The 24,545-nt window shown below is 45.7% G+C and carries 26 protein-coding genes and 1 pseudogene; 10 read left to right on the forward strand and 17 right to left on the reverse strand.

Translation table 11 applies throughout. The features are described 5' to 3' along the window. The coding region (locus tag QUA56_RS24250; RefSeq protein WP_333362728.1) for a fructosamine kinase family protein at nucleotides 1–190 on the forward strand (190 nt) is incomplete at its 5' end. 73 nt (nucleotides 191–263) lie between these two features. Here the strand turns inward: QUA56_RS24250 and QUA56_RS24255 are convergent. Together QUA56_RS24255 and QUA56_RS24260 are read right to left on the reverse strand one after the other, a co-directional pair. Continuing rightward, nucleotides 264–1,964 (reverse strand): ABC-F family ATP-binding cassette domain-containing protein, encoded by a 1,701-nt coding sequence (locus QUA56_RS24255; protein WP_333362731.1) that lies wholly within the window; start codon nucleotides 1,962–1,964, stop codon nucleotides 264–266. A gap of 167 nt (nucleotides 1,965–2,131) precedes the next feature. Next, nucleotides 2,132–2,260, reverse strand: a complete 129-nt coding sequence (locus tag QUA56_RS24260) for a hypothetical protein (RefSeq protein ID WP_333362734.1) — start codon at nucleotides 2,258–2,260, stop codon at nucleotides 2,132–2,134. Here QUA56_RS24260 and QUA56_RS24265 point away from each other — a divergent pair. Beyond that, entirely contained in the window at nucleotides 2,259–2,618 is a 360-nt protein-coding gene (locus tag QUA56_RS24265) for an element excision factor XisH family protein (RefSeq protein WP_333362736.1), read from the forward strand. The two genes, QUA56_RS24260 and QUA56_RS24265, sit on opposite strands and share 2 nt — an antisense overlap. A gap of 483 nt (nucleotides 2,619–3,101) precedes the next feature. Here the strand turns inward: QUA56_RS24265 and QUA56_RS24275 are convergent, their stop codons facing one another. The 5 genes from QUA56_RS24275 to QUA56_RS24290 form a co-directional block, all read right to left on the reverse strand. After that, complete coding sequence (locus QUA56_RS24275; RefSeq protein WP_333362739.1) at nucleotides 3,102–3,299, reverse strand: transposase; 198 nt, start codon at nucleotides 3,297–3,299, stop codon at nucleotides 3,102–3,104. Nucleotides 3,300–3,419: 120 nt separating this feature from the next. Continuing rightward, nucleotides 3,420–3,548, reverse strand: a complete 129-nt coding sequence (locus QUA56_RS36925; RefSeq protein ID WP_445242946.1) for a hypothetical protein — start codon at nucleotides 3,546–3,548, stop codon at nucleotides 3,420–3,422. A gap of 25 nt (nucleotides 3,549–3,573) precedes the next feature. Beyond that, nucleotides 3,574–3,783, reverse strand: a complete 210-nt coding sequence (locus tag QUA56_RS24280; protein WP_333362742.1) for a transposase — start codon at nucleotides 3,781–3,783, stop codon at nucleotides 3,574–3,576. Between the two features lie 17 nt (nucleotides 3,784–3,800). Further along, entirely contained in the window at nucleotides 3,801–4,043 is a 243-nt protein-coding gene (locus tag QUA56_RS24285; protein ID WP_333362745.1) for a transposase family protein, read from the reverse strand. Next, nucleotides 4,015–4,254, reverse strand: a complete 240-nt coding sequence (locus QUA56_RS24290) for a transposase family protein (RefSeq protein ID WP_333362748.1) — start codon at nucleotides 4,252–4,254, stop codon at nucleotides 4,015–4,017. The genes QUA56_RS24285 and QUA56_RS24290 overlap by 29 nt, the downstream gene beginning before the upstream one ends. A gap of 194 nt (nucleotides 4,255–4,448) precedes the next feature. Here QUA56_RS24290 and QUA56_RS24295 point away from each other — a divergent pair. Together QUA56_RS24295 and QUA56_RS24300 are read left to right on the forward strand one after the other, a co-directional pair. Then, a pseudogene (locus tag QUA56_RS24295) lies at nucleotides 4,449–5,712 on the forward strand (IS701 family transposase). Between the two features lie 83 nt (nucleotides 5,713–5,795). Continuing rightward, complete coding sequence (locus QUA56_RS24300; RefSeq protein ID WP_445242947.1) at nucleotides 5,796–5,930, forward strand: hypothetical protein; 135 nt, start codon at nucleotides 5,796–5,798, stop codon at nucleotides 5,928–5,930. A gap of 2 nt (nucleotides 5,931–5,932) precedes the next feature. Here QUA56_RS24300 and QUA56_RS24305 read toward each other — a convergent pair whose 3' ends face one another. Continuing rightward, complete coding sequence (locus QUA56_RS24305) at nucleotides 5,933–6,343, reverse strand: metalloregulator ArsR/SmtB family transcription factor (RefSeq protein ID WP_333362751.1); 411 nt, start codon at nucleotides 6,341–6,343, stop codon at nucleotides 5,933–5,935. 146 nt (nucleotides 6,344–6,489) lie between these two features. Here QUA56_RS24305 and QUA56_RS24310 point away from each other — a divergent pair, with 146 nt between their 5' ends. Further along, on the forward strand, nucleotides 6,490–6,657 hold the full coding sequence (locus tag QUA56_RS24310; RefSeq protein ID WP_333362754.1) for a metallothionein: 168 nt from the start codon (nucleotides 6,490–6,492) through the stop codon (nucleotides 6,655–6,657). 289 nt (nucleotides 6,658–6,946) lie between these two features. Then, complete coding sequence (locus QUA56_RS24315; RefSeq protein WP_333362757.1) at nucleotides 6,947–7,207, forward strand: DUF7219 family protein; 261 nt, start codon at nucleotides 6,947–6,949, stop codon at nucleotides 7,205–7,207. A 244-nt stretch (nucleotides 7,208–7,451) separates the two neighbouring features. Here QUA56_RS24315 and QUA56_RS24320 read toward each other — a convergent pair whose 3' ends face one another. Beyond that, the gene (locus QUA56_RS24320; protein WP_333362760.1) at nucleotides 7,452–7,664 is read right to left on the reverse strand and encodes a hypothetical protein; all 213 of its coding nucleotides are present in this window, start codon (nucleotides 7,662–7,664) and stop codon (nucleotides 7,452–7,454) included. A gap of 225 nt (nucleotides 7,665–7,889) precedes the next feature. Between QUA56_RS24320 and QUA56_RS24325 the strand changes: the two genes are divergently transcribed. Continuing rightward, on the forward strand, nucleotides 7,890–8,123 hold the full coding sequence (locus QUA56_RS24325) for a hypothetical protein (protein WP_333362763.1): 234 nt from the start codon (nucleotides 7,890–7,892) through the stop codon (nucleotides 8,121–8,123). Nucleotides 8,124–8,754: 631 nt separating this feature from the next. On the opposite strand, the gene QUA56_RS24330 is transcribed toward QUA56_RS24325, so the two are convergent. The 8 genes from QUA56_RS24330 to purC form a co-directional block, all read right to left on the reverse strand. Next, complete coding sequence (locus QUA56_RS24330; RefSeq protein ID WP_333362766.1) at nucleotides 8,755–10,017, reverse strand: DNA cytosine methyltransferase; 1,263 nt, start codon at nucleotides 10,015–10,017, stop codon at nucleotides 8,755–8,757. A gap of 23 nt (nucleotides 10,018–10,040) precedes the next feature. After that, nucleotides 10,041–11,213: a lipid-A-disaccharide synthase gene (gene lpxB / locus QUA56_RS24335; RefSeq protein ID WP_333362769.1), complete on the reverse strand. Its 1,173-nt coding sequence runs from the start codon at nucleotides 11,211–11,213 to the stop codon at nucleotides 10,041–10,043. A 9-nt stretch (nucleotides 11,214–11,222) separates the two neighbouring features. Next, the gene (locus QUA56_RS24340; protein ID WP_333362773.1) at nucleotides 11,223–11,825 is read right to left on the reverse strand and encodes a Uma2 family endonuclease; all 603 of its coding nucleotides are present in this window, start codon (nucleotides 11,823–11,825) and stop codon (nucleotides 11,223–11,225) included. A 41-nt stretch (nucleotides 11,826–11,866) separates the two neighbouring features. Then, nucleotides 11,867–12,661 carry an acyl-ACP--UDP-N-acetylglucosamine O-acyltransferase gene (gene lpxA, locus QUA56_RS24345; protein WP_333362776.1) on the reverse strand — a complete coding sequence of 265 codons (795 nt, stop codon included), beginning with the start codon at nucleotides 12,659–12,661 and terminating at the stop codon, nucleotides 11,867–11,869. Nucleotides 12,662–12,786: 125 nt separating this feature from the next. Then, nucleotides 12,787–13,308, reverse strand: a complete 522-nt coding sequence (gene fabZ / locus QUA56_RS24350; protein WP_333362779.1) for a 3-hydroxyacyl-ACP dehydratase FabZ — start codon at nucleotides 13,306–13,308, stop codon at nucleotides 12,787–12,789. A gap of 96 nt (nucleotides 13,309–13,404) precedes the next feature. Next, the gene (gene lpxC, locus QUA56_RS24355) at nucleotides 13,405–14,262 is read right to left on the reverse strand and encodes a UDP-3-O-acyl-N-acetylglucosamine deacetylase (RefSeq protein ID WP_333362783.1); all 858 of its coding nucleotides are present in this window, start codon (nucleotides 14,260–14,262) and stop codon (nucleotides 13,405–13,407) included. A 239-nt stretch (nucleotides 14,263–14,501) separates the two neighbouring features. Next, entirely contained in the window at nucleotides 14,502–16,895 is a 2,394-nt protein-coding gene (locus QUA56_RS24360) for a BamA/TamA family outer membrane protein (protein ID WP_333362786.1), read from the reverse strand. Nucleotides 16,896–17,069: 174 nt separating this feature from the next. Further along, complete coding sequence (gene purC, locus QUA56_RS24365) at nucleotides 17,070–17,798, reverse strand: phosphoribosylaminoimidazolesuccinocarboxamide synthase (RefSeq protein ID WP_333362789.1); 729 nt, start codon at nucleotides 17,796–17,798, stop codon at nucleotides 17,070–17,072. Nucleotides 17,799–18,056: 258 nt separating this feature from the next. Here purC and QUA56_RS24370 point away from each other — a divergent pair, with 258 nt between their 5' ends. The 3 genes from QUA56_RS24370 to QUA56_RS24380 all read left to right on the forward strand — a co-directional run bounded on the left by QUA56_RS24370 (nucleotide 18,057) and on the right by QUA56_RS24380 (nucleotide 24,499). Further along, on the forward strand, nucleotides 18,057–18,488 hold the full coding sequence (locus QUA56_RS24370; RefSeq protein ID WP_333362792.1) for a response regulator: 432 nt from the start codon (nucleotides 18,057–18,059) through the stop codon (nucleotides 18,486–18,488). A 121-nt stretch (nucleotides 18,489–18,609) separates the two neighbouring features. After that, nucleotides 18,610–22,023, forward strand: a complete 3,414-nt coding sequence (locus QUA56_RS24375) for a response regulator (protein WP_333362795.1) — start codon at nucleotides 18,610–18,612, stop codon at nucleotides 22,021–22,023. A 166-nt stretch (nucleotides 22,024–22,189) separates the two neighbouring features. Further along, nucleotides 22,190–24,499 (forward strand): DNA phosphorothioation-associated putative methyltransferase, encoded by a 2,310-nt coding sequence (locus QUA56_RS24380; protein ID WP_333362798.1) that lies wholly within the window; start codon nucleotides 22,190–22,192, stop codon nucleotides 24,497–24,499. The last annotated feature ends 46 nt before the right edge of the window (nucleotides 24,500–24,545 follow it).

A 24,545-nucleotide genomic window follows, 5' to 3' on the forward strand; every position in this document is an offset into this window, starting at 1 on the left:
GGAGTTATTTGGCGGGTTTCCGGCGCAGTTTTATCGAGGATACAATCAGGTTTGGCCGTTGGATGGAGGCTACGAGCAGCGGAAAAGTTTATATAATCTCTATCACATTTTGAATCATTTTAATTTGTTTGGTGGGAGTTATGAGTCGCAGGCGAATCAGATGATTAAGAGAGTTTTGGGTGAGAAATAGGGATGTTTTATTTCTAACCGCAGATGAACGCAGAGCGACGCAGATGTAAGGTTTATCTGCAACCGTTACCGCTTTATTTTTGCTGAGCAGTCGCTTTTTTCTTCGCTGCTTTTTCCGCTTTTTTAGCTGCTTTTTCAGCTTCAAGTTGGGCGATTTTTGCTAGCTCTTTTTCTGCGGCTATTTTATCCAGATAGTAGTGGTAATCTCCCAAATAAGTGCGAAACTCTCCATCCCGGATTTCGACTATTTTGTTGGCGACTTGGGAGATGAAATAGCGATCGTGCGAAACGATAATTACCGTACCGTCATAATTCTGAATCGCCTCTTCCATCATCTCTTTCGCCGGAATGTCGAGGTGATTTGTCGGTTCGTCCAAAATCAGCAAATTCACGGGAGTCAACAGCATTTTTGCCAAAGCTAGGCGGGCTTTTTCGCCGCCGCTCAAAGCGCCAACCTGTTTGAATACTGTTTCGCCGGTAAACAAGAACCGCCCCAACAAAGTCCGAACTTCTTCATTTTTCCAGTCGGGTACTTCGTCGTGAATGGTTTGCATCACGCTTTTATTCAAATCTAAGGCTTCTGCCTGATTCTGTTCAAAGTAACCGGGGATGACGTTGTGGCCTCCCAATTTGACAGTACCTTCAGTCGGCTTTTCCCAACCCATAATCAGTCGCAGCAGAGTTGATTTGCCTGCGCCGTTGGGGCCGAGAAAGGCTATGCGATCGCCCCTTTCAATTAATAAGTCTGCTCCCAAAAATAGGATTTTTTCGCCGTAGGTGTGTACCAAATCTTCAATTATTGCTACTTCGCGGCCGCTGCGGGGTGCGGGGGGAAAACGGAAATGTAATGTTTTTAATCCGCCGGTGGGGGCTTCGATGCGTTCGATTTTGTCTAACTGTTTCTCGCGGCTTTTGGCTTGGGTGCTGCGAGTGGCGCTGGCGCGGAATTTTTCTACGAATGCTTGCTGTTTTTCGAGTTCTTTTTGCTGGCTTTCGTAGGCGCTGAGTTGGGCTTCTCTGGCTTCGGCTTTTTGCAGTAAATAAGAGGAATAGTTGCCGAGGTAGGTGGTGGAAACTCCGCGTTCGGTTTCGACGATTTGGGTGCAGAGTCGATCGAGGAATTCTCGGTCATGGGATACGATTACCATGGGGGTGATCAGCCCTTTGAGGTAAACTTCCAGCCATTCGATGGTTTCTAAGTCGAGGTGGTTGGTAGGTTCGTCTAGCAGCAGGATGTCGGGTTTTTGCAGGAGAATTTTGCCTAAACTCATCCGCATTTGCCAGCCGCCGCTGAAGGCGCTGACTAATCGATCGCCGTCTTCGGGTTCAAATCCGATTTCGGGCAGAATTTTCTCGATTTGGGCTTCTAAACCGTAGCCGTTTAAGCCTTCAAATTGCCGTTGCAGGCGATCCATTTTGTGGATCAGTTCGTCGAGATTTTCTGGGGTGGAGGCTTCCAAGTCTCGATGGACTTGCATCAGGGTTTCGTGGACTTGGTTGGCTTCGCTGAAGGCGCGCCAAAATTCTTCTTTGACGGTGCGAGTCGGATCTACTTCAAATTCTTGGGAGAGGTAGGCGATGTGGAGGCTGGCGGGGCGAATGACTTCGCCTGCGGTGGGTTCGATTTCGCCGGCGATGATTTTGAGTTGGGTGGATTTGCCGGCACCGTTAACGCCTACTAAGCCGATGCGATCGCCTGGCTTGACTTCCCAGGTGACATCTTTGAGTACGACGCCTGTGGGGTAAATTTTACTGATGTGTTCGAGTCGCAGCATTGTTGTGGGGACTGGGGAAGGGCAGGTAAGCGCGGCGGATCTGATGCCGACGCTGAGGTCGTGTTAATCTTAACAAATTTTAATTATATTTAGACAGTGGCAATCTTTTGATTTGGTGGGATTTACGCGAAGAAACTGGGTTTCTCTGAAAAATCGCAGATTCTCAACTAGAAATCTACTAAGAAACCCGGTTTCTGGCCTTGATGTGGGTTCAGGACTATTTGGGTGGGGCGATCCTCTTCGAGGGCTTCGCTAACGGGCGATGGTGTTGTTTCAGATTGCATTTCTCGCATCATGGTTGAGACTTCTGCACGCGATCGTAGTCAGTGTCAATGTCGATCGCAAAACAGAGCGATTGTGCCAGCAAGAGACATTTATGATCGAGTTGTCAAACAGGCTTTCATTAAGGCTGGCTGGACAATTCCCCACGAGCCTTATCCCTTGGCTTGGGCCAAGAGAAACCGATCGATCGGGCGTGCCGAACAGCTATTAGCTGCTGAGAACAACGATCGCCAGATAGCCGTTGAGGTTAAAACTTTTATCAGAGAGTCTATAATTGCTGATTTAGAGCAAGCTTTGGGTCAATATACTCTTTACTATGACATCTTAAAACGGACTAAATCAGAAAGACAACTGTATCTTGCAACAGGGTAAGAGCATCTCAATTAGGCTTGACACAAGGGATGAGAAGAATCTAAACTCTTGTCAAGAAAAGCCGAACTGAGAACCTGAATCATATAATTATTATCCATAGCAGTCCGTTTCATTTTTTGTCTAAGACTACGTTGGTAAGTCCGTTCGCGATTGAGAGCATTAAGAGCCAAACGGCGCAACATCGCCAAATTACTGGGACTATGGAAAGAGCGAATGCGGCAAGAATCCGAGCGCAAAAGTACAATCAAGAATCCAATGAGCCTGGTTTTCAATTCCCCAATGTTTTCGGATGGCCCGACCAATAAGTTGAGCATCACTGTGTAAAGAGGCTCGGGAGCATCCCATTTTTGCTTTCACATCATGGACGGTTGCATCAGAACAATATATTTGGATGATATAGCGCGCTCCTAAAAAAAAACGCTTTTTACCAAATTGGGATGCTCCCAGAGGCTCTCTGGAACTTACGGTGATATTTTTATCTAATTAGAAAAGCAAGCTAATACACGATCTCGAAAATTGTCTTGCATTAGAAAAGCCATATCCTTGTCGCATAATCAACTTAATTCGATGATTTATCCCCTCCATCACTCCACTTATTGTGCGATCGAGAAAGTAATTACAAATTCCTTCAAAATGATTGACAATTGGGCGTTGCTGATTCTTGGAAAAATATTTGTGCATAATTCAGCCAATCCTTGAACTCTGTCTGAGCTATTGTGATGGTCATATTGGTCTCATATATTTCTCGAAACTATTCTTTCATCTCGCAGGCAATTCTTAAGCATTCTGATTTCTTCAAAATTATTTCCAACTTTTCAATTTGAGCGTGTTCAAAGCTATTCTATTACTCAATAATAAATATTTTCTACCTCTGTCTGTAATTCCTATTCCTCGACGCAACTTATTCAAGTCTTTATTAACTGCTTTCATTACGTGAAAACGGTCAATAACAAGTTTAGCATTGGGAAATACTTGTTCTATAACGAGAGGGAAATCCTCCCCACATATCAACACTCACTTCCTCAACTTGTTCTCGAACCTTAAGCGGTTGCCTCATAAGGACTTCAACTATATCTTGCTGACGGTGAGAGTAAATCATTTCAATCAATTTACTCCCCTCAATGTCACTGACAACAGTTACGAAACTTCCTTTTCCTTGGCGCATACTTATCTCATCTATACTTACTCGTTTGACTGACTCCCAACAGTTTTTTTTTGAGACAAATTGACCTGAGTAAAAATACCTTTAACTTCGTCATAACTCAATTCTTCTTCTCGCCCAATTTGTGATATGCTAGACTGTTGAACACGCGCATAAATATTTTGCTCGTATCGTTGAGTCTGCCGTCTTTTTTTGTCAATAAATTTTAATTTTTCTGTAATGTAACGTTTACAATTAGGGCAGTAAAACTGCAGGCGAGGCACTTGTAAATATACACTCGCGACCGAAAACTGACAAATCCCTGACTAATATAGGTCGATTTTGATGCAGTTCTTCTGTATAATTATTACAGTGAGGACAAACTATTTCTGAAGCTAAAGCTCTCAGTTTCAAATAAATTTTTCCTTCAATTTGAGTGCAAGTTTCAACCTTGACTCCAGGCAAGTATAATAAATAGTCTAAATGAAAGCTCATTACTTTAACTGTATTGGTCGATCTATTTTACACCATAAACTCAGGAGAGCCTTTTATTCATGAGTATAACGCCAGTTTATCTATCAATTAAAACCATTAATTATACTGACTATCGGGACTTAAACAAAAAATACGATAAAAATACGTTATTTATAATGCTTGCTATGCAAGCATATAACGTTAAAGAATGAGCGATGAAAGAGACAACCCCTGCCGCGATGCCCCCCTGCTTCGATAGATGGTGTCAAAGATTTGACGATATTTTTGGTCATCTTGCCCAAAAACGAGAGTTTAAGAACTATTTAGGGGGATTATTGGGCCCTCGGGAGCGAAAAAACCTGTCGCAGATGGCAGCAAATGCCGTGGGAGTAACTTACCACAAATTACATCATTTTTTAACAGCAGCGCCTTGGTCATTCAATTAGCTAAATCAACGTCGCCTAGACGTAATGAATCAGTGTCACCAAACCAATATTAGTCGAGTATTTAGCTGATCGTAGATGATTCAGGGCATAGAAAAAGTGGTAACTTTACTCTTATGTGTAGGAAGACAATACATCGGAAAAATCGGAAAAACCGACAATGGAGTAGTCGTAGTTACCAGTCATCTATATGATGGGATAAAGAGCCTGCCATTAGATATTAAATTATATCAAAAGCCGACTCATTACCAGAAGGAAAAACCGACCCATAATTCAATAAAAAGCCATAAATAGCCATAAATTTAATCTACAAAAGTTGAGCTAGATGCTATAAGCCAGGAATAGTCTTGATGGATAGGGTATGGTAATAACACCAGTTTTTCACAAGAATTAGAATGCCGAAAATTAAAATACATCGGAGGAATCGCCAAGAATCGCAAAGTAATCATTCAAAAAACAGTAGATAAAACAGAGGAAATTCGAGTTGACAATTTAACAAAAGCCTTGGATCTAGAGGCTTTTAAAAAAAATCAACTGAATCTAGAACGACCGAGAACAGTATGGGTAGCCATTCAAGAAGTCGAGTTATCAAAATGCACGGGTAAGAAAGTAATAGCGCTCGTCATGAATGCAGATACTTTCGATACCGCCAGTAAAATAGATTATTTGATGAGTAATGTAGACTGATCGACAGCGACAGAGGACTGGATAGTAAAAACTTATTCACAAAGAAATTGGGTCGAAGCTTTCTATCGGGAAGCTAAGGGCTGGTTGGGGTTAAACGAATATCAAATCAGAGATAAAAGTAGCCTTCAAAGACATTTCATTATGGTGTTTTGTGCCTACAGTTTCATTCTCTGGCATACCTTAACAGGAGGATTAAGGCGCAGATGGGCAAACAAACCTTTAAACACTTTTACGCTATGCACTTGAAGCATTTCGGACAGCCAGATATTTTAGGTTTGTGAAATGGTTGAACCAAAATTGGGACGTATTCTCCGCTTATAAAGCCAGTTTAGGCTTTGTTTGGGCTTAAAATTTGTTTAAGTCCCGCTATGCAGGACTACCAAAGTTCCGTCGATCGTCTGTTCTGGCTGCGGTGATACAATTACCAAAGCCATCCAAACTGTTGAATCCGATGCTTCTGTCAAGGTGGATATAACGGCTAAGACTGTTACCGTTGAAGCCCAAGCTTCTGAAGAGTCAATTAAACAAGCTGTTGTCGCTACGGGCCACACCATCGAAGGAGAATAATATTAGGCTTCGTCTAAGTGTTCGGCGACTGCTTGGTAAAGTTCAAAAACGTGGCGATCGAGTAAACTATAAAAAACTTGTCTCCCAACCTTGCGGTAACTTACCAACCGCATCGCCCGCAATGCCCGCAACTGGTGCGATACTGCTGATTCGCTCATGCTTAACGCCGCAGCCAAGTCGCACACGCACAGTTCTTGTTTTGCCAATACAGACAGCAGCCGCAGGCGGTTCGCATCTCCCAAAAGACTGAAAAACTCTGCCATCCGCTGGGCTTTTGCGGTGTTGAGAACTTGTGTTTGGATGTCGCCGGCTGCCCGCGAACAGTCAACTAGGTGCGCGCGATCGCACGTTGGTGTATCGTTTTGTTCGTGAGACTGACTTATCGCTCCGTTAACAGCAGAGTTGGGTGACATCTTTTCCAGGCTTGTTTTAATTCTCATTTTCATTTTAGTGCGATCGGCAAACCTTTTGTAACAAAACTTTTACATTCCCTTGACTTTTCTCTGAATATATGTTCATATATTGGTATACATAAACAAATCCACCAGGAGAAGGTAAAATGACCACCGTCACCCAAATGAAATGCGCCTGTCCTTCTTGCTTGTGCGTTGTCAGCCTCAGTGCAGCCATTGAAAAAGACGGCAAAACATACTGTTCCAGTGCTTGCGCTGACGGCCACCCCAACGGCAGCGGCTGCGGGCACATCGGCTGCGAGTGCCACAAGTAAATATTCGGCTTCAGAAAAAGTTAATTAACCGCTCTCAAATCTATCTAAAGGGAGATGCTAACAGCGCATTTCCCAATTTTTTTGCTTTTAGGTTAAAGAAAAGTTAAGATAAAGATAATTTAAGGTTAAAACTGCATTAATAGACTAAGTAAAGAAAGAAAAAGCACAATTGCTACTTGCGGAATACAATAGAAGCAAGTTAGCGTCGCGATACTAAGTACAAATTGTGCTATTAACAGCAGAGACCGAAGCAAAAGTTGAATACCAAAAGTTTAATTAGGAGGGAGCAATGAAAGAGCGGGAAGATTTTTTACATCCTCGCAATCGCTACTACGGTGATTTCACGCCAGAAAACTTGGCGTTTAATGCCAATTTGCAGGAATTTGCTCAGAAAATAACTTATATTTGCTCGCTGGAAACTGGGGGGAAAATTAGCGCTGAGAAAGCCTATAAAGATATTAAGATGCTTTGGAAAGACTTAAAATCCTCTAAGAAGCAATTGGGAATTGGCCAAAAACCCCCCAGTACCGAGGAGCAAGATTCACCTTAAAGTCATCGAAGCAAACGCAGCGATCGCCATCGAAAACCCCTGGGATGGCGATCGCACAGAGCTTATACTAAATCCGGTTTATATAAGCTACTAATAATTAAGGATAGTTAAGCCAATGATAATTTTTTAGTTTTTTAATCTCTTCTCTCATTTCTTGGAGAATACAAAATCTTTTAGCTACTACCTCTTGTAATCGATCGGTGCTCTCAAAATGCTGGTTTACCAAGGGTTCATCTACTAACATTCATAATCTTTCTGCTAGTTGTAATTCTGGGGAATATGGCGGTAGAAATTCTCCGAATATCCCAGTGGGTACTTGGATTTTTGCACTTCGATGCCATCCGGCTCTATCTTGGACTAACAGAATGATTTTTTCTGCTGTTGCTTCCACTTCTGCGGCTAAGGTTTTTAATACTACATTTAACCATTGTGTATTACCCTCGGTATTAAATACCAATGAGTTTTTCCCGTATTTGGTTCTACAAAACCATACACATATAACCATTGATAGCTGTGTTCTACTACTGCTCTCGGTCTTTCTCCTACTCGTGACCACACTTTTTTTAATATTGGTTTTAATCCGATTCTATGTTATTCAAAAAACCAGACTTCTCTTTTGAGATACTACCAGATTACAAAAGGGGCTACTCCTGACCCCAGTGGTGATAACAGTTGGTACATTATGACGAATCTTGAAGATAATATCCAACTGGTAGTTGCTCAACTTTATAGCTTAAGAAATTGGATTGAATATCGCTTTAAACAAGTCAAGAACGAATTGGGGTTGTGTGATTATCGTTTGACTAATTATGGCAGTATTGAACGGTGGTGGGAAATCATTTTTAGTGCTTACTTGCTGGTCAGTATCCAAGCTTGTAATTTCCAAGCCTTTGATGATGAACCCATCAAATCTTAAAAGGAGCATTCGACTGCTCTATCTCGATTAATTTTACCTTGGAAACAACATCCTTGGTGGGAAAATGGCATCACTTGGAAAAGTTCCCTCAACAATTTAAGATTAATTATTCAACCTGACTTTTTTTACTGTTTAATCTCGACTTGGTTAGAGGTGTTTCCGATTCCTGGCTTTCGACGAAAGTTCTGTGAATTAATCCAATTGATGGATAATTTTCCCACTCTCATCCCAATACGCTTGGGATCGGACACTCATGGAGAGAAAACCCTGTGAAAAATAGATACTCCGAAGGCGCGTGCGGGCCCTTCGGGCTTATGCTGAGCCCAAAGCTCTCTTCAGACCAAAAAACATTAACCCAAGCGTATTGACTCTCATCCTACTTTTTTCTGTTCCGAGTTTTTTGGCTGCCTAAGTTTTTCTCTCACTCTGAGTTACAAAAGAGGGATAACAATCTCGCTGTCTATCTTTTTTTAGCATAAGCGATGCTCAATCTTTACGCCATAAGGGTTTCAGGCTGGTTGTTACCCCCCAGGGTTTAAAGTTAAATAATTCCAATTAAAAAATCAAAAATTCAAAGTAAAAATTACTCGCTTGCTCCCAATTCCCAATTCCAGATAATTAAATGTAACTCTTAACTTTTTAGATAATGTTTTTCGGCTTCCGACCAATTCAGTTGAAGCAACCAATCATCTCCCCATTGCAGCTTGAGATTCGGCTTAATTGCTGTCACGCCCAAAGCGCTAATAATCTGCGCTGCTACAGCTTTCGCCAATAGCGGCGGTACAGAATTTCCGACTTGGCGAAAACCGTGCCATTTTGTGACGTGAAATCTAAACCAGTCAGGATAGGAATGCAGCCGCGCAGCTTCTCTGACGGTAATGCACCGAGGCGCGATCGGGTGAATTGGTCTGGGCGAAGTATAAGCCCCCCTCGCCCTGTCGGTTCCAGCCCTGAGAGTGTTGCAAACTCCCTGGGGATGAAGCTTGTAAAAACGGCTGATCGGCTCTTTTTCGCCGTAGGCGGCAACAGCAAACCTTTCCATACATTCTAGAGAATGTTTTGTGCGCCAACTAGAAGAGAGGATTTGTCGATCGTACTCGCGATTGTAGGAATAATCATCATCCAAATCATCGATTCCGCGCATTATACTCGCATAAGTGCTGTAATTTCCGTACTCCGCTATTACCCAATCTCGGTGCAACAACTCGCTGTACTTTTCCACTTCCGGCAAATCTCCAATAGCATCCCAAACTGTCGGGACAGCAGGTAAATTAACTTTTTTATAGCGTTTAGGAACTTTAATTTTCGGCAGTATAGTAGTTGGTTGAGGGTATTTTGGCAGCTCGTACTCTTTTTTGCAGCCAATCAGAAACAATCGTTTGCGAGCTTGCGGCACTCCGTAGTGAACGGCGTTGAGAACTTGATAGTTTTCTTCTACTTGATAGCCTGATTCCAGAAAAGAGCTAATTAAGATATTCAGGAGTTCTTTGTGTTTTCCTGATGCAATTCCCGGCACATTTTCCATTACGAAAAACTTGGGTTTTAGCTCCAAAACTAAGCGTTTAAAGTGAAAAATTAGAGAATTTCGCGGGTCGTCCACATCGCGCTTGCCCATCATGGAGAATCCTTGACAGGGCGAACCGCTGATAACTACGTCTATATCGCGCCGGCCGATCGCCGATTTTTTCCGAATTTCCGATCCCGTAAGGTCTGCGACATCTTTGCACACAATAGAGCACAGCGGGAAATTAAACTCGTGTGTAGCGCAGTGAATTGGGTCAATTTCGACTGATGCAAGTACGTCAAAACCTGCTTGTTCAAAGCCCAGTGTCATGCCGCCCGCGCCTGCAAATAAATCAACAGCGATCGGTCGCTTTTTCCGATTGCTTGGCATAACATTTCAATAACAAAGTTGCTTTAATTTGCTGTATTTAATTTAACATTTTTCATTATTTCCGCAGCCGCCCGATCGCACACGCCCACCTCTCCTAGACATTCGCGCATTTCCCGATAACCGGCCAAAGTTTGCTGGCGTCGATCGGCATTTTGCAGCAATTCCAGTGCGTGGTTCACTATATTTTCCGCAGTCGCCTCGTCTTGCAGCAACTCCGGGACGATCGGCTTCATTTGCACCAAATTGGGCGGAGACATAAAAGGAATCGAAAATTTCAGGACATGGCGAGCAATAATCGCCGTAATCGGACTGACGCGGTAGGCGACAACTTGCGGAACGTCGAGCAAAGCTAGCTCCAGATTAACAGTACCAGATTTAGCGATCGCCAGATCGGCAGCAGCCAAGATTTGCAGAGTTTGATTTTCTAACAAAGTAGCCCGCAAACCGTAATTCTCGATCGCCTGTTCGATTTTGCTGCGGAAAGCTTTGTTAGCAAGCGGAATCCAAAAATGAACTTCCGGCAATTTAGCTTGAATAATTTGAGCGGCCTCAAATATAACCGGCATCAGGTACTTGAGTTCTTGGTGTCTGGAAGCGGGAATTAGGGCGATCGACACCTGTTCCGGCTCAATTCCCAAAGTTTTGCGGGCAACTTCCCGGCTGGGCGCAGATTGCATTCTATCCACCAAAGGATGCCCAACCCAACTAACTTCGGCGCCTTTTTTTTGATAATAACAAGCTTCTTCGGGGAAAATTGCCAAAAGTTTGTCGCAAATATTGACAATCAGATCGGTATTGCGAGGAGAAATCGACCAAACCCATTCTTGAGGTGCGATGTACCAAACCACCGGCAAATCCGGCAAACAGCGGCGGATGTAGCTGCCAATGCCGAGATTTGGAGTCAAATAATCAATCAATACAACCGCATCGGGGGAGAAGTTTTTGAGATATTGTTTAGCTTTTTGCTGAACTTTGATCGTCGGCCAAATATAGGGTACAGATTCTATAAGGCCCATAGAACCAATGCCCACAGTATCGCCTAAAATAGTAGCCCCAGCTTCCGCCATACGAGGCCCGCCCAATCCGGTTATTTCTAATTCTAAACCGGCGGCGACAGCGTGACGTTTTAAGGCTGCAATTAATAAAGATCCTTGCAAATCGCCAGAAACCTCACCAGTGCTGATAAAAATTTTCATATTCTGACTTTAAACAGGTGAGATGTTTGCTAATAACTCGGTAACAGCATCATATTGATCGGGCATATTAGCACAGCGTAGCAGTAATTCTAAGTCCAGAGCGGGAAGGAATGTACTCCGGGCAATCTGCTCGTAATTTTCACCTGTTAAGCAATAGAGAGATAACTGACTATTTTGCCAAAACCATACTTCCCGAACGCCCAACCTTTTGTATAATTCTAGAGTATTTATCCCGCCACTGGTAATTACGACTTCAATAGCAATATCTGGGAATGTTTTTGGGGTTCCTATGTCATAGGAATCATCCGGCTCTTTTCTACCGCCTAATTCTCTGTTACCCAGAGTCGGCCCGCCCTTACCGTCAAATCGAATCCCATTTGCTCTCATATATGCCTCTAGCAGCATACAGAGAGTTTTCTTGATGATTTCGTGTTCGGGCGAGACAGTCATAATTTGCAGTATTCGATCGAGATAGAAAAATTTCACACCTCTGACATCTTTAAAAGCTGCTTCTATAGCTTCAAATTGCTCCCAACTAACATCTGAGAACCTGATGCAGCCATCTTGTTCTGTTTCAGGGGATGTAGATTTGACTGAAGTATATACATTCATAGGGCAACAGTCGCTGAGTTCATAGGTGTATTCTACCTCATTCACTTCTTGCCTGGAATCAAACCGCGCCGCCCTTTCGTTATAGACTGCTGCACAAATCTCCGCAAATGCTGCAAGTGGGGGTTTTCCGGCAACAAATCCAACTGTTCCAAAGCTCGATCGAGAGTGTAGCCAGAATGGTATAGAATACGAAAAGTTTTTTTCAAAACTAGCAAATCTTCTGGGGTAAAACCGGCGCGTTCGAGTCCTATTTTGTTGATAGCTCGCACTCTCGAAGGATTCCCCTCGACTAGCATATAAGGAGGCACATCTCGATCGATCCTGCTCAAGCCGCCCACCATAGACAAGCGGCCGATGTGGACAAACTGATGAACCCCCAAAACACCGCTCAATCGGGCTTGAGACTCGATTTTAACGTGTCCGGCTAAGGCTACAGCATTCGCAATAATTACTCGATCGGCGATCGCGCAATTGTGTCCCACATGAACATAAGCCATCAATAGATTATGATTGCCAATTGTCGTGCTTTCCCCCGCTCCAGTAGCGCGGTTAATTGTCACGTATTCCCGAATCTGATTGCTGTCGCCAATTTTCACCCTAGTCGGAGAACCCTCGTATTTCAAATCTTGAGGTTCCAAACCAATCGCCGCACCGGGGAAAATTTGATTGCGAGCGCCTATTTCTGTTAGTCCGTCGATAATTGCATGAGCACCAATTTTAGTCTCCGGCCCGATTTTCACTCTTTCCCCAATTACAGCATAAGCTCCCACTTCTACAGTCGGGTGAAGTTCAGCACCGGGATGAATCACAGCAGTTGGGTGAATCAAAGTAAGCATTTGTCAGTTTTTTTGCTGTCTGTTGGCAGTTGGCAGTTGTAAGTTGGCAGTTGGCAGTTGGCAGTTGGCAGTTGGCAGTTGGCAGGAATATAAATTCCCCAAATAGCAAGTAACAAATAACAAATTTAATCTACCATCGAAAACATCAATTCTCCTTCACAAACTTTTTGTCCGTTCACTTCAGCCAGAGCCTGGATTTTTGCGAAGCGGCGGCGTTTTACCCACAGCAATTCTACAGTCATCAGCAACTGATCGCCCGGTACAACCTGACGGCGGAACTTGACTTTATCAATTCCCGTAAACATCCACAATCCTTGCTCGATGTCGGGCAACTGAGCCAGAACCATACCGCCAACTTGAGCCATCGCTTCGACAATTAAAACCCCAGGCATAATCGGCCGTCCGGGAAAATGCCCTTGAAAATGCGGTTCGTTGAAAGTCACATTTTTAATTCCTACAGCCCGCACTCCTGGCACGTAATCAATAATCTTGTCAACCAGTGCAAAAGGATAGCGGTGAGGCAATAATTTCTGAATTTCTTCGACAGTAAAAGTAGATTTAACCGCTGGAGAATCCTCACCGTTATCGCTGGGAACGGATTCAGAATTAGCAGTATTGAGGGTGTTAACTTCAGTCAGCGTGGACATTGCTTGAAGACTTTTGAGTGTGGTATGGCAGAAGGAAGAAGGAAGAAGGAAGAAGGAAGAAGGAAGATGCAATCTTAACAGATAGCCTGTTTTTTCCTAACTTTTATCTAGCGTAGCTAGAGCTTCCGATTTCAGTGCTAAGGCGAGTTGGACGTGCAAGTTGTGACTGGCTTTGTAAGCCAAGTAGTGAGCTTTTGGCCAAGTTCCCAGCAGGCTGAGGTCGCCTACTAAGTCTAGGATTTTATGGCGCACTGGTTCGTTGGCAAATCTCAAAGGCGGGTTGAGCCAGCCGGAGCGATCGCAAACTAGGGCGTTCTCTAGGGTACCACCTTTGATCAAACCTGCTTGTCGCAATTGGTCAATTTGGCGGGCAAGTCCAAAAGTACGGGCTGGGGCGATCGCGCTAGCAAAAGATTCTGCCTCTGGCGACCAACTGTACCATTGATTGCCGATCGCCTGTTCCTCAAAATCAATTCCGTAACTGAACCGAGTTTCCGCTGACGGTAAAGCCGCTGCAAAAGCATCCCCGTGACGCACCCAAATTGGCTGTTCTAGGACGCAGAAGGGAGTGGGGTCTTGCTTCGATGCTTGAGGAACCAAGCCGGTACGGGCGATCGCCTCTACCCAAACCTGAGCCGAACCGTCCAGCAGCGGCACTTCCGGCCCATCAACCTCAATTCGAGCATTATCCGCTCCCATCCCAGCCAAAGCCGCTAATAGATGCTCTACAGTGCGAATTTGAGCATCGATACCTGCCAGTTCAGTTGAAAGTGCAGTCTGACAAACCGCCTCAATTTTTGCAGGAATTATCGGAGCACCGGGCAAGTCAATTCTGACAAAATAGCGACCTTCCCCAACCTCCGCAGGCAAAACTCGGACGCGAGTTTGTTCGCCGCTGTGCAAACCGATTCCCGACAGTTCAAATTCAGATTTTAAGGTACGTTGAATAGTCATTAGTTAGTAGTCAGTAGTCAGCAGTCAGTAGTCAGTAGTCAGCAGTTAGTAGTTAGTAGTTAGTAGTTAGTAGTTAGTAGTTAGTAGTTAGTAGTTAGTAGTTAGTAGTTAGTAGTCAGTAGTTAGCAGTCAACTGTCAACTCTCAACTGCCAACTGCCAACTGCCAACTGCCAACTCTCAACTCTCAACTGCCAACTCTCAACTGTCAACTGCCAACTGCCAACTCTCAACTGCCAACTTAAAATCGCTCGCCAATCCCAAAGTGAATTTGATTGTCGCCGCTGTCGTTGATACCGTAATCGATCCGGATCGGCCCTAAAGGAGATTGAATCCGCACGCCGAGGCCGTAACCGTAACCGCTACCCGGCTTTTTGCGGATACCGGCAGGGTCGCCCGGGACATCTTTGCCTGTCCCCAAATCGGTGCCAGCATCCAAAAATAGCGCTCCGCCGATAAACGAAATAATCGGGAAACGGTACTCTACGCTGGCTTCTAGGAAGCTGCGGCCGGCTCCGAGGTCGCCTTCGTTGTATCCGCGCACCGAGTTGGCGCCGCCCAAGGCAAAGGCTTCGTAGGGAGGTAAATCTCCGAATACGGTACCGCCTTTAAAACTAAATGCCAGGGTTTGAGGGCCGGTGGCAAAGTTAGTGTACTTGACTGGTAGGTAAAAGCTGTAGCTGGCCCGCAGGCGGTTTAACAGGATGCTGCCGGAACCTACAGGAATCGATTGTTCAACCCCAAACCTGAGCAGAGAACCGCTAGTGGGGCGGAGGGGGTCGTTGCGCCGATCGCGCACAGCACCTGCTTGCAGTGTTGTCAAGTCGTCGGAGCCGGAATTGCTAAAACTTAACAGGTTGCCGAGTTCGTCCTTGGATTCGCGCCTGCCTTTGCGATCGGTAATTGAGATTCGCTGGTACTGCAAGCCGACTGAAGCAGTCCACTCAGAATCGGCAAAAGGATTGCGCGACAGGGGACGGGTGAAATTGAGGCCGAGACCGGTGCGGACGATGCGGGGTCGATCGTCGTTGGGCAGTCTGACTTCCTGTTCGCCGCCGTCAAAAATCACGCTGATCGATCGTCTTCTAAACGCATTAACCGTATAAGAAGTCCGGTAAGGATCGCCCGCAATCCAGGGGTCGGTAAAACTCAGGTCAAACAGCGTTTGGCGTTCCCCGATTTGTACTTCAGCCCCCAACTTCTGGTTTCTACCGCCCAAGTTTTGCTGCTGGTAACTCACCGTACCGAACAAACCCGTCGCGGAACTCAAACCTGCACCCGCCGCCAGAGAACCAGTATTTTTCTCGATGACGTTGACAATTACCCTTGCCTTGCGGGGGTCTGTCGTTCCCGGTTCCAAGGCAAGCCGCACGTCTTCAAAAATTCCCAAACCAAACACCCGTCTCAAATCCCTTTCCGCCTTGGTGCGGTTAAAGATGTCTCCGGGCTTGAGTTCTACTTCGCGGGTGACGACAAAGCGACGGGTGTTGCCTCTGATCGGCTGACCCGTGGGATCTGTTGCCTCTCCCTCCTTGTTCAAGAAGCGGACATCAACGGATTCGATCTGGCCTTCTGCCACTACCAGGGTGACTGTGCCGTCGTCTGCTACTTGCGGGGCATCAGTGATTTGGCCTAAAACATAGCCGTTATCTTGATACCACGTATTAATTTTTTTCACTCCCTCCTCAAAGCGGCGGAGGTTGAGAATTTTGCCGTATTGATCGCGGAAGCTTTCGTCAATTACGCTTTGGGGCAGCACTTGCTGACCGGTGATTGTCACTCCCCGCAGCACCGGATTTGCCTGCACGATAAAAGTCACGCGGACGCCCAACGGGGTGTCTTCGGGTACTGCCCGCACGTTTCTGAAAAAGCCCGTGGCAAAAATGGCGTTGATGTCTTGTTGCAGTTGGCTGCGGTTGGTCGTGCGTCCCGGTTGGGTGCTGATGACTCGGTAAATTTCGCTTTCCAGGTCTCCCGTCGCCCCGGTGACGGTAACTTCTGCAACTAGCACTTGCGGTTCGGCCGCCCCGGCGGGTGCGGGGGTTTGTCTGGGCTGCGGTGCTGGGGCAGAAGGCAAGGTGGGAACGGTGTTAGTCGGCGGTCTGGTCGGGGCCGGTCTGGTCGGGGCCGGTCTGGGAACTTGGGCGTTTTGAGCGATCGCCCCTGATTCCTCTGGTTTCCCTAGCTCTGCTGCGATCCAGGCGGGCGTTACAGCCGATCGCTCGGGGGGGAGCGGGCTGCCCAGTTGCGAGTCTGGCAGGGCGTTTTGGCTGCTAGAGGCGGGGGAGGGGTTGGATGCTAGCTCGGGTTTGAGTTGAAGGTTCGGAGGCGAAACCGGGGAGGGCGGGTCTGTGAGTCGGTTTGGGGGTTCGCGGTCGTCTTCTCCTCTGGCAGGGGCCGCAACTATTTTTAGGGCTTCCCCTTTGCTGCTTTTAGCGGCTTTAGGGTTTTGAGGAGGATTTTGGGTTAGTTCTGGAATGGGGCGATCGGATAATTCGATCGGCGGGGCGGGGGTAACGGCAGCCAAAGCTTCCTCTGTTGATTCAGAGTAGGATGTTTGGCCGTTTGCGGAATTTGATAACCCGAATGTTGCTGAGGCAGTAAAAACTGCCACCAATACAGCAGATAAACGCATTTTTGTTCACTTTTTTAGGCAATCCACACACCACATTAGTCATCAGTCATCAGTCATTAGTCATTAGTCATTAGTTATTGAGTCGGTTGAATTTGCCGCTGACTGCTAACTGTTGACTGCTGAGTGCTGAATGTCCGTGACAAACTGTGCAATTGTAGCGCATTGTTAAGGCATCTAGACTTTCTGAGCTAGAACCCGCTGGAGAACTTGCTGGTAAGCGGTTTCCACCGATCCCAAGTCGCGCCGGAATCGGTCTTTGTCCATCACACGGGCGTCGGGGTCTGTTTCTGCGTTGTTCCAGAGGCGGCAGGTGTCGGGACTGATTTCGTCAGCTAAGATCAGATTTTGATGTCGATCGATACCGAATTCTAGTTTGAAGTCTACCAGGGTGATGCCGCACTGGCTGAAAAATTCTTTGAGTATTTCGTTAATTTCGCGGGCGGCGATTTCTAGTTGCTCTATTTGTTCGGGGGTGGCTAGCTGCATTAACAGCAGTCGGCCGCGGGTCAGCAGCGGGTCTCCCAAATCGTCGTTTTTGTAATAAAACTCCACCAGCGGCGGATTGACAATTGTGCCGAGGGCGAGTCCGGTTTGTTTGCAAAGACTGCCGGCGGCAATGTTTCTGACGACTACTTCCAAGGGCAAGATTTGGACGCGGCAGACTCGCATTTGGTTGGGCGCTGGAGTGTCGATGAAGTGGGTGGGGATGCCTTTGGCTTCTAGCATCCTAAACAGGTGGGCTGATATGGCATTGTTGATTTCGCCTTTGCCTGCGATGCTGCCGCGTTTCTGGGCGTTAAAAGCCGTGGCGTCGTCTTTGAAGTGGGTCAGCAAAATTTCGCTGTCTTCGGTGGAGTAGAGGATTTTGGCTTTGCCTTCGTAGATTTTGCGATCGGCTGACATGGCGATTAATAATGTAGATGAGTTTTAGATTTTACATTAGCTCTCTGAGGGCGTTATTGGCGAGTTTTTGGTTCTCGGCTGCCCCACTCATGCCCGTGAGGGCGAGTATGCCTGTAGATAGATAACGCGATTGGCTGAGGTATAAATGATTCTTGACAAAGGACAATAGAAATTAGAGCTGCTGGGTTCGCGATTTGTACTGACTGAACCTCGCCAAGGAAACTGGCGCTTAAAAAACATCTGTAAAATGGCTGATTTATGGAAGACAAAAAAATTCATATCCTCTTGGTAGAAGATGATGAGGTTGATGTGATGAACGTCCGGCGAGCGTTCAAAAAAAATAACATCGTTAACCCCCTCTACATGGCTGCCAACGGATTAGAAGCTCTGGCTATATTGCGCGGAGAAGCAAAAATAGAGCCTGCAATGCCTCAAGCGCGCCGGTTGATTTTGCTGGACTTGAATATGCCGAGAATGAACGGGATTGAGTTTTTGCGAGAATTACGGCTGGATGAAAGTTTGAGGTCGATTCCGGTGATCGTCCTCACAACTTCAAATGAAGATAGAGATAAGGTAGAAGCTTATAATTTAAATGTAGCCGGCTATATTCTTAAACCTGTAACTTTTTCTAGCTTTGTGGAAGTTATGGGTACGCTCAACAGATACTGGATGCTGAGCGAAATTCCCTAAATTAGGAAAATTCTAACAGAAAAAATTTCAAGGTAGCTTTTATGATTTTTCAGCGGTGCATTTGTTTTAATTACTTTTTGTGTGCCGCAGCTTTTTCGGAGTAATCCACAATTCGGTTGTTATGGAAAAATTCCTCAAAATTCTGATAGTTGATGACGATGCAGTCGATCGGATGGCGGTCAAACGCTCGCTCAAATCGGCTGGGGTTGCTGTAGAAGTTACTGAAGCAGAAGACTGCGCCGATGCCCGGAGAAAACTCTCTGTCAGAAAAAATTTCACCCAGGCGGAGAAACTTTCCGAACAAGATAAATCTCAATATTTAAGCGAGGTTGAGAAGACAGAAAATCCGCTGCTATTAAATCAGATATTTGAGTGCAAATTTGACTGCGTATTGCTCGACTACGGCTTGCCGGACGGAGACGGACTGACTTTGGTGCAAGAGCTGCGGGAAGCTGGAATCAAAGTTCCCTTAATTGTGCTCACAGGTCAAGGCGACGAACAAATTGCTGTGGAATTGATGAAAGCTGGAGCTTCTGATTATATCGCTAAAGGCAAGATGTCTCCAGAGAGTTTGTCCCGCAGTTTGTACAATGCCCTTCGCGTTTACCGCGCCGAATCTGAGGCGTTTCATACCAGTCAAAAACTTAAGGAAAGTGAGGAAAGGTACAGGTTAGTTTTAGAGGGAGTGAACGACGGAATTTGGGATTGGGATTTAAGTAAAAATGAGGTTTATTGGAACGATCGCCTTTTGGAAATTATCGGTTTGTCGCGGCAGCAATTTGGCAGCACAATGGAAGCTCTCTACAACCGCCTGCACCCCGAGGACAAGGACGGCATCGTCCGGGCGATCGCCGCTCACTTGGAACAAGAAATAGACTACAATGTAGAATTCCGGCTGCTGCACTCATCAGGTGCTTACCGCTACTGCACTTCTCAGGGAAAAGCTCAGCGAAATTATCAGGGAAAACCGCTGCGGATGGCCGGTATGATTAGCGACATTACTGAGCGGAAACAGGCGGAAGATGCTCTAGAAAGGGAACGGCAGCAACTGAAACAAATTATTACTTGCGTGCCGGTAGCAATGGCGATGTTCGATACGGAAATGCGCTATTTAGCTAACTCTCACAAATGGCTGACTCAATTTAATTTGGAATGGCAGTCCCTGACAAATTGCAGTCATTACGAATTGTTTCCCGATACGCCGAATCGCTGGAAAATAATGTATCAAGAAGTGTTCAAAGGCGAGGTAGTTTCTGTGAGCGAAGATGCTTGGGAACGAGCCGATGGCTCTGTTATGTACCTGCGTTGGGCTGCTCACCCTTGGTACAGTCCCGACGGGAAAGTGGGGGGAATTGTGATGGTGGCAGACAAGATTAATGAGTTGGTGGAAGCGCGGGAAACGGCCCTAGAAGCGAGCCGGGTGAAGTCGCAATTCGTAGCAAACATGAGTCACGAAATTCGCACTCCGATGAATGGGGTTTTGGGCATGGCTCAATTGCTGCTGCGCGCTCCTCTGGAACCGAAACAGCGGGACTGCGCTCAAACTATTTACCGCAGTGCTGAACATTTGCTGAATGTTATTAATGATATCCTCGATTTCTCTAAGATTGAAGCTGGAGAAATGCGGCTGGAAAAGGCTAATTTTGATTTGAATAGCTGCATTGAGTCGGTGATAGAAATGGTGGTATCTTTTGCCGAAGAAAAAAATATTGAATTGAATATTTTAGTTGACAGTTGGGTGCCGAGAAAGTTGGTGGGCGACTCGAACAGATTAAAGCAAATTTTGTTAAACTTGACGGGGAATGCGATAAAATTTACCGATCGCGGTCAAGTTTTAGTTCACATAACTGTCAAGGGGGGCGCTCGATCGACCGAAAGCCCAGAAGGCGCCAAATTGCTATTTTCGGTGCGAGATACGGGGATTGGAATTTCGCCGGAGGGGCAGACAAAGCTGTTCCAATCTTTTTCTCAGGTAGACGATTCTCTTACTAGGCCATACGGCGGGACGGGTTTGGGTTTGGCTATTTGCAAACAGTTAGTGGAGATCATGGGAGGCGACATTGGGGTTCGCAGTTTGCTAGGCAGCGGTTCGACTTTTTGGTTTAGTGTACCTTTGGAAAAACAGTTGCAAATTGAGCCTCGCGAGCCCGAACTTGCGGGCAAGAAGCTGTTAGTAGTCTCTGGAAGCGCTTTGAGGAGGGCGGCGGTACGATCGCTCGCTCAAAGTTGGGGTGCCCGCTGCGACGAGGCAGAAACTGCTGCTGAGGCTTTGAGTTGGTTAAAAAATGCCCGGGGTGGGATTTCTCAGCATTCGGGGGAAGGGGAAAAAAGCTGCGATGCGGTGCTTGTGGACTTGCAAATGCCGGATTTGGATGCGGAGGAATTTGCTAGGAAAGTGCGATCGACCTCGGCATTTGACTCGTTAATTGCCATGACTGCTTTGCGGGAACAGCAGAAAGCTGAAGCGCTTTGCAGTCTGGGTTTTAGCAGCTATTTGATCGAACCGGTGCGGCCGAACCGCCTGCTTGAGGCTTTGCTGGCACCGGTTAAGGGAACGGGAGATTTTGGGAGTTTGGAGGCTGTTAATACTTGCAAGTTGCCAGCAGTTTATTCTCAATATGTTACTCCAAATTTGCCGTCATCGCTGAAAATTTTGCTGGCGGAAGACCACCCTATCAATCAACAAGTTATTGTCGAACAGTTGAACGTTTTAGGCTATCACGCTGACTGCGCCGCCAACGGTCAAGAAGCGCTGGATTTGCTGGCAGAAAACAGCTATGATTTAGTGCTGATGGACTGTCAAATGCCTGTACTTGACGGTTACAAAACGGCGCAAAAGTTGAGGGAAATCGAAGGAAGCGATCGGCATACTTTTGTGATTGCTTTAACTGCTCACGCTATGCCGGGGGAACGAGAAAAGTGTCTGGCGGCGGGGATGGACGATTATCTCAGCAAACCTGTAGATTTAGATGCTTTGGGGGCGGCGCTGAAAAAGTATGAAGCTCAAAATGTTCAGTTGGAAAATAAGTATGGAGTTAAAAGTATTAATTTGGAAAATAAATCTCAATTAGCAACAAATTATACAGAAGTTTTGGAAAAAGCGCAGGTTGTGGCTGTACCGGCACCAAGGGCGATCGGGCTTCAAACTTGGGAACACGCAGACTGCGACGGACTGTTCGACAAGAGCAGATTGGAACAACTCGGACGAGTTAATATTAAATTGCCCGAGCGACTTTTGCAAGCTTTTGTGGCAAACGCGCAAGCTGATGTGGCTGCTGCCAAAATAGCCGTAGAAGCTAAAGATTGGCAAGCTGTGGAATATCAAGCACACCGTCTCAAGGGAACTTCTGCTAATGTGGGAGTTGCTCAGATGTCGGATTTGGCCGCACAATTGGAGCATCAAGCGCGAGGCTTTCATTTTCACCAACCAGGGGTAACATTGTCAACTATTGAGATGGTTGATAAAATATTAGTGAGTTTGTCCATTCATTTAGCCCGGGTTCAAGAATTTGTGGAAACTCGAATGTTTAGTTAATATTTAAGTCGGTTTTTAGTTGTTAGATTTGTCGGCAATTAAAATTGTGGCTGTATCAACTCTAGTCCCTCTCTAAAAGACTAAAAAATAAATTTTTTCTGTCTTTTTTCACTCTGTGTCCTCTGCGTTCTCTGCGGTTAATTAAAAAGAAATAATTAATTTAGCTATGAATTATGATACCAGTACAAACACTATTTTAGATAGCGATTCATTAGAAAATAATGGAGAACTTCTAACGCCTTTGACGGCTTTTGCTCGAAAACTTTTATTGTATGAAAAAAAGGCTATTTCTGAGCAAGATTCAGTAAATACTGTGCCAGACCCGCCCGAGGAAATCAATAATTTTTGTGTTGACAATCTGGTGGCAAAAGTGGCTCGCTGCTGTCGGGAAAGCAAGGTTGGCAAAAAATTACCCACGGCTTTTTACGTTCACGTTTCGGCTTTACCGACACTCAACCCTGTACTCGTAACTTACGAAAATTGTGCCAGACATACTCTCGAAAATATTGATGCAGCAACTTTAGTTAAATTTTCACTCCATCAACCTAAAATATCTTATCTTTTTTACCCTGATTTCGATACTGACGCTCACCCTGCTTTGCAAACCAGCATCCAAATTAATCTCGAAACAGGAGAAGTTAAATATTTCGATTACAGCAACAGCGAAAATCCCCCGGTTTTGCACCGCAAGGAAACTTTTATAACTGCGGATTATCCCCACTACGAGAAGTTTGCTCGACTGACTCGCTGCGAGGAAGGATGGGGACTGCTTGACAATACTAGCGTTATCGGGACTCGCGAGGGTTGGCTCAAATACTTGGGATATTGCGGTGTGGAAATCAAAGATCATGCTGTAGTCGAGCGTTTGAGACAGGAGAATAGCGACCTTTCAATTCCCAAAATCGAGCGACACAAAGCTGCGATGGTACGCAACTCGCTTTCTAAACCTTTGCGTCTGGTTTTAGAAGCTGATTTAGCGATCGACGGGGCGACTTTTTTTGATTACGGTTGCGGTTACGGCGGGGATCTTAAATATATTGCACAAGAGGGTTATGCTATTTCGGGTTGGGACCCATACTATCAGCCGGATACTCCGCGAACTTGTGCGGATATTGTGAATATTGGTTATGTGATTAATGTAATTGAATCTTTGGCGGAACGCCGAGAAGCTTTGCTGAATGCTTGGGAATTAACTAATAATTTATTAGTTGTAGCGGCTCAAGTTTTGATTGATGATAGCGATCGAGGTCAAATTGCTTACGGGGATGGGGTGATTACTTCTCGGAATACTTTTCAGAAGTATTACGAACAAGAAGAGTTGAAAGTTTATATCGACCAAGTTTTGAGTGTTGATGCAATTCCTGTGGCTTTGGGGATTTATTTTGTGTTTCGGGATGCTGCGGAGGGCGAAGGTTTTCGTGCTTCTCGGTTTCGATCGCACTTATCGACTCCCAGAGTGCGATCGCAAGTTAAGCGGTTTGAGGATTATGCGGAAATGCTGGCTCCTTTGATGGCTTTTGTGAGCGATCGGGGCCGGCTTCCGGTTAAAGGCGAACTAGCGGAAGAATCCCCCATTAAGGAGGAATTTCACAGTTTTAATCGCGCTTGGAGGGTGATTTTGCAAGCAACGGATGCGGATGATTGGGAGACAATCGCCGACAAGCGCCGCCAGGATTTGCTAGTATATCTCGCTCTCAACGGTTTGGGCGATCGACCTTCAATCCGCCGACTCCCGGCTCAAATCCGCAACGACATTAAAGGTTTGTTTGACAATTATCAAAAAGCTTGCACTTTGGCTGATTTAATGCTGTACAGTTTGGGCAAAGCTGATATTGTGGCGGATTGCTGCGAAGATAGTGCGATCGGCTACAAACAGCCCGGTTCTCTTTCAGTTCACGTCTCTGCATTAGAAGAACTAGACCCTTTGCTGCGGCTCTACGAAGGCTGCGCCAACCGCACAATTGGCAGGCTTGACGGCGCTACAATCATCAAATTTCACGCTCGCAAGCCTCAGATTTCGTATTTATTTTATCCCGATTTTGACACTAACCCGCATCCAGCTCTCCACACTTCTATGCACATAGATTTGCGCGACCTTTCTATGAGCTATCAAGACTATTCTGATTTGTACAACCCGCCAATTTTAGTGAGAAAAGAAGCTTTTGTTACTGCTAGTTATCCGCATTATGACAAGTTTGCGAAACTCAGCCGCCAAGAAGAAAAGTTAGGGATTCTGGATCGTGGCGCAGTTAAAAAACATCGGGAATGGGTGAAGTGTTTGGAGGAAAATTGCGTTAAGATTAAGGATCATAAGTTGTTTTGGCGATCGAATGCCGATCCAGAAAAATTGAAACTGCTGCAAAAAGCTGCGTCGGAACGTCAGCAGAAAAAGATTGAGTTGAATCTAGGAAAGATTGAACAAACCGCAGAGGGCGCAGAGGGCGCAGAGGATGGAAAAGAAGAGGGAGAGGAATAGTTATGGAAGCAGAGTATGATTTTAGGGGGACTGAAACAATTTTTCA

It is taken from the genome of Microcoleus sp. N3A4, assembly GCF_036701805.1.
Classification (GTDB): domain Bacteria; phylum Cyanobacteriota; class Cyanobacteriia; order Cyanobacteriales; family Microcoleaceae; genus Microcoleus.

Excerpts from the sequence above, each read along its gene's own strand:
- QUA56_RS24255 (WP_333362731.1), bottom strand. The coding sequence starts at position 1,964 with ATGCTGCGACTCGAACACATCAGTAAAATTTACCCCACAGGCGTCGTA.
- QUA56_RS24265 (WP_333362736.1), top strand. The coding sequence starts at position 2,259 with ATGGTTGAGACTTCTGCACGCGATCGTAGTCAGTGTCAATGTCGATCG.
- QUA56_RS24260 (WP_333362734.1), bottom strand. The coding sequence starts at position 2,260 with ATGATGCGAGAAATGCAATCTGAAACAACACCATCGCCCGTTAGCGAA.
- QUA56_RS24275 (WP_333362739.1), bottom strand. The coding sequence starts at position 3,299 with ATGCACAAATATTTTTCCAAGAATCAGCAACGCCCAATTGTCAATCAT.
- QUA56_RS36925 (WP_445242946.1), bottom strand. The coding sequence starts at position 3,548 with ATGAAAGCAGTTAATAAAGACTTGAATAAGTTGCGTCGAGGAATAGGA.
- QUA56_RS24280 (WP_333362742.1), bottom strand. The coding sequence starts at position 3,783 with ATGCGCCAAGGAAAAGGAAGTTTCGTAACTGTTGTCAGTGACATTGAG.
- QUA56_RS24290 (WP_333362748.1), bottom strand. The coding sequence starts at position 4,254 with ATGAGCTTTCATTTAGACTATTTATTATACTTGCCTGGAGTCAAGGTT.
- QUA56_RS24305 (WP_333362751.1), bottom strand. The coding sequence starts at position 6,343 with ATGTCACCCAACTCTGCTGTTAACGGAGCGATAAGTCAGTCTCACGAA.
- QUA56_RS24310 (WP_333362754.1), top strand. The coding sequence starts at position 6,490 with ATGACCACCGTCACCCAAATGAAATGCGCCTGTCCTTCTTGCTTGTGC.
- QUA56_RS24315 (WP_333362757.1), top strand. The coding sequence starts at position 6,947 with ATGAAAGAGCGGGAAGATTTTTTACATCCTCGCAATCGCTACTACGGT.
- QUA56_RS24325 (WP_333362763.1), top strand. The coding sequence starts at position 7,890 with ATGACGAATCTTGAAGATAATATCCAACTGGTAGTTGCTCAACTTTAT.
- QUA56_RS24330 (WP_333362766.1), bottom strand. The coding sequence starts at position 10,017 with ATGCCAAGCAATCGGAAAAAGCGACCGATCGCTGTTGATTTATTTGCA.
- lpxB (WP_333362769.1), bottom strand. The coding sequence starts at position 11,213 with ATGAAAATTTTTATCAGCACTGGTGAGGTTTCTGGCGATTTGCAAGGA.
- QUA56_RS24340 (WP_333362773.1), bottom strand. The coding sequence starts at position 11,825 with ATGAATGTATATACTTCAGTCAAATCTACATCCCCTGAAACAGAACAA.
- lpxA (WP_333362776.1), bottom strand. The coding sequence starts at position 12,661 with ATGCTTACTTTGATTCACCCAACTGCTGTGATTCATCCCGGTGCTGAA.
- fabZ (WP_333362779.1), bottom strand. The coding sequence starts at position 13,308 with ATGTCCACGCTGACTGAAGTTAACACCCTCAATACTGCTAATTCTGAA.
- lpxC (WP_333362783.1), bottom strand. The coding sequence starts at position 14,262 with ATGACTATTCAACGTACCTTAAAATCTGAATTTGAACTGTCGGGAATC.
- QUA56_RS24360 (WP_333362786.1), bottom strand. The coding sequence starts at position 16,895 with ATGCGTTTATCTGCTGTATTGGTGGCAGTTTTTACTGCCTCAGCAACA.
- purC (WP_333362789.1), bottom strand. The coding sequence starts at position 17,798 with ATGTCAGCCGATCGCAAAATCTACGAAGGCAAAGCCAAAATCCTCTAC.
- QUA56_RS24370 (WP_333362792.1), top strand. The coding sequence starts at position 18,057 with ATGGAAGACAAAAAAATTCATATCCTCTTGGTAGAAGATGATGAGGTT.
- QUA56_RS24375 (WP_333362795.1), top strand. The coding sequence starts at position 18,610 with ATGGAAAAATTCCTCAAAATTCTGATAGTTGATGACGATGCAGTCGAT.
- QUA56_RS24380 (WP_333362798.1), top strand. The coding sequence starts at position 22,190 with ATGAATTATGATACCAGTACAAACACTATTTTAGATAGCGATTCATTA.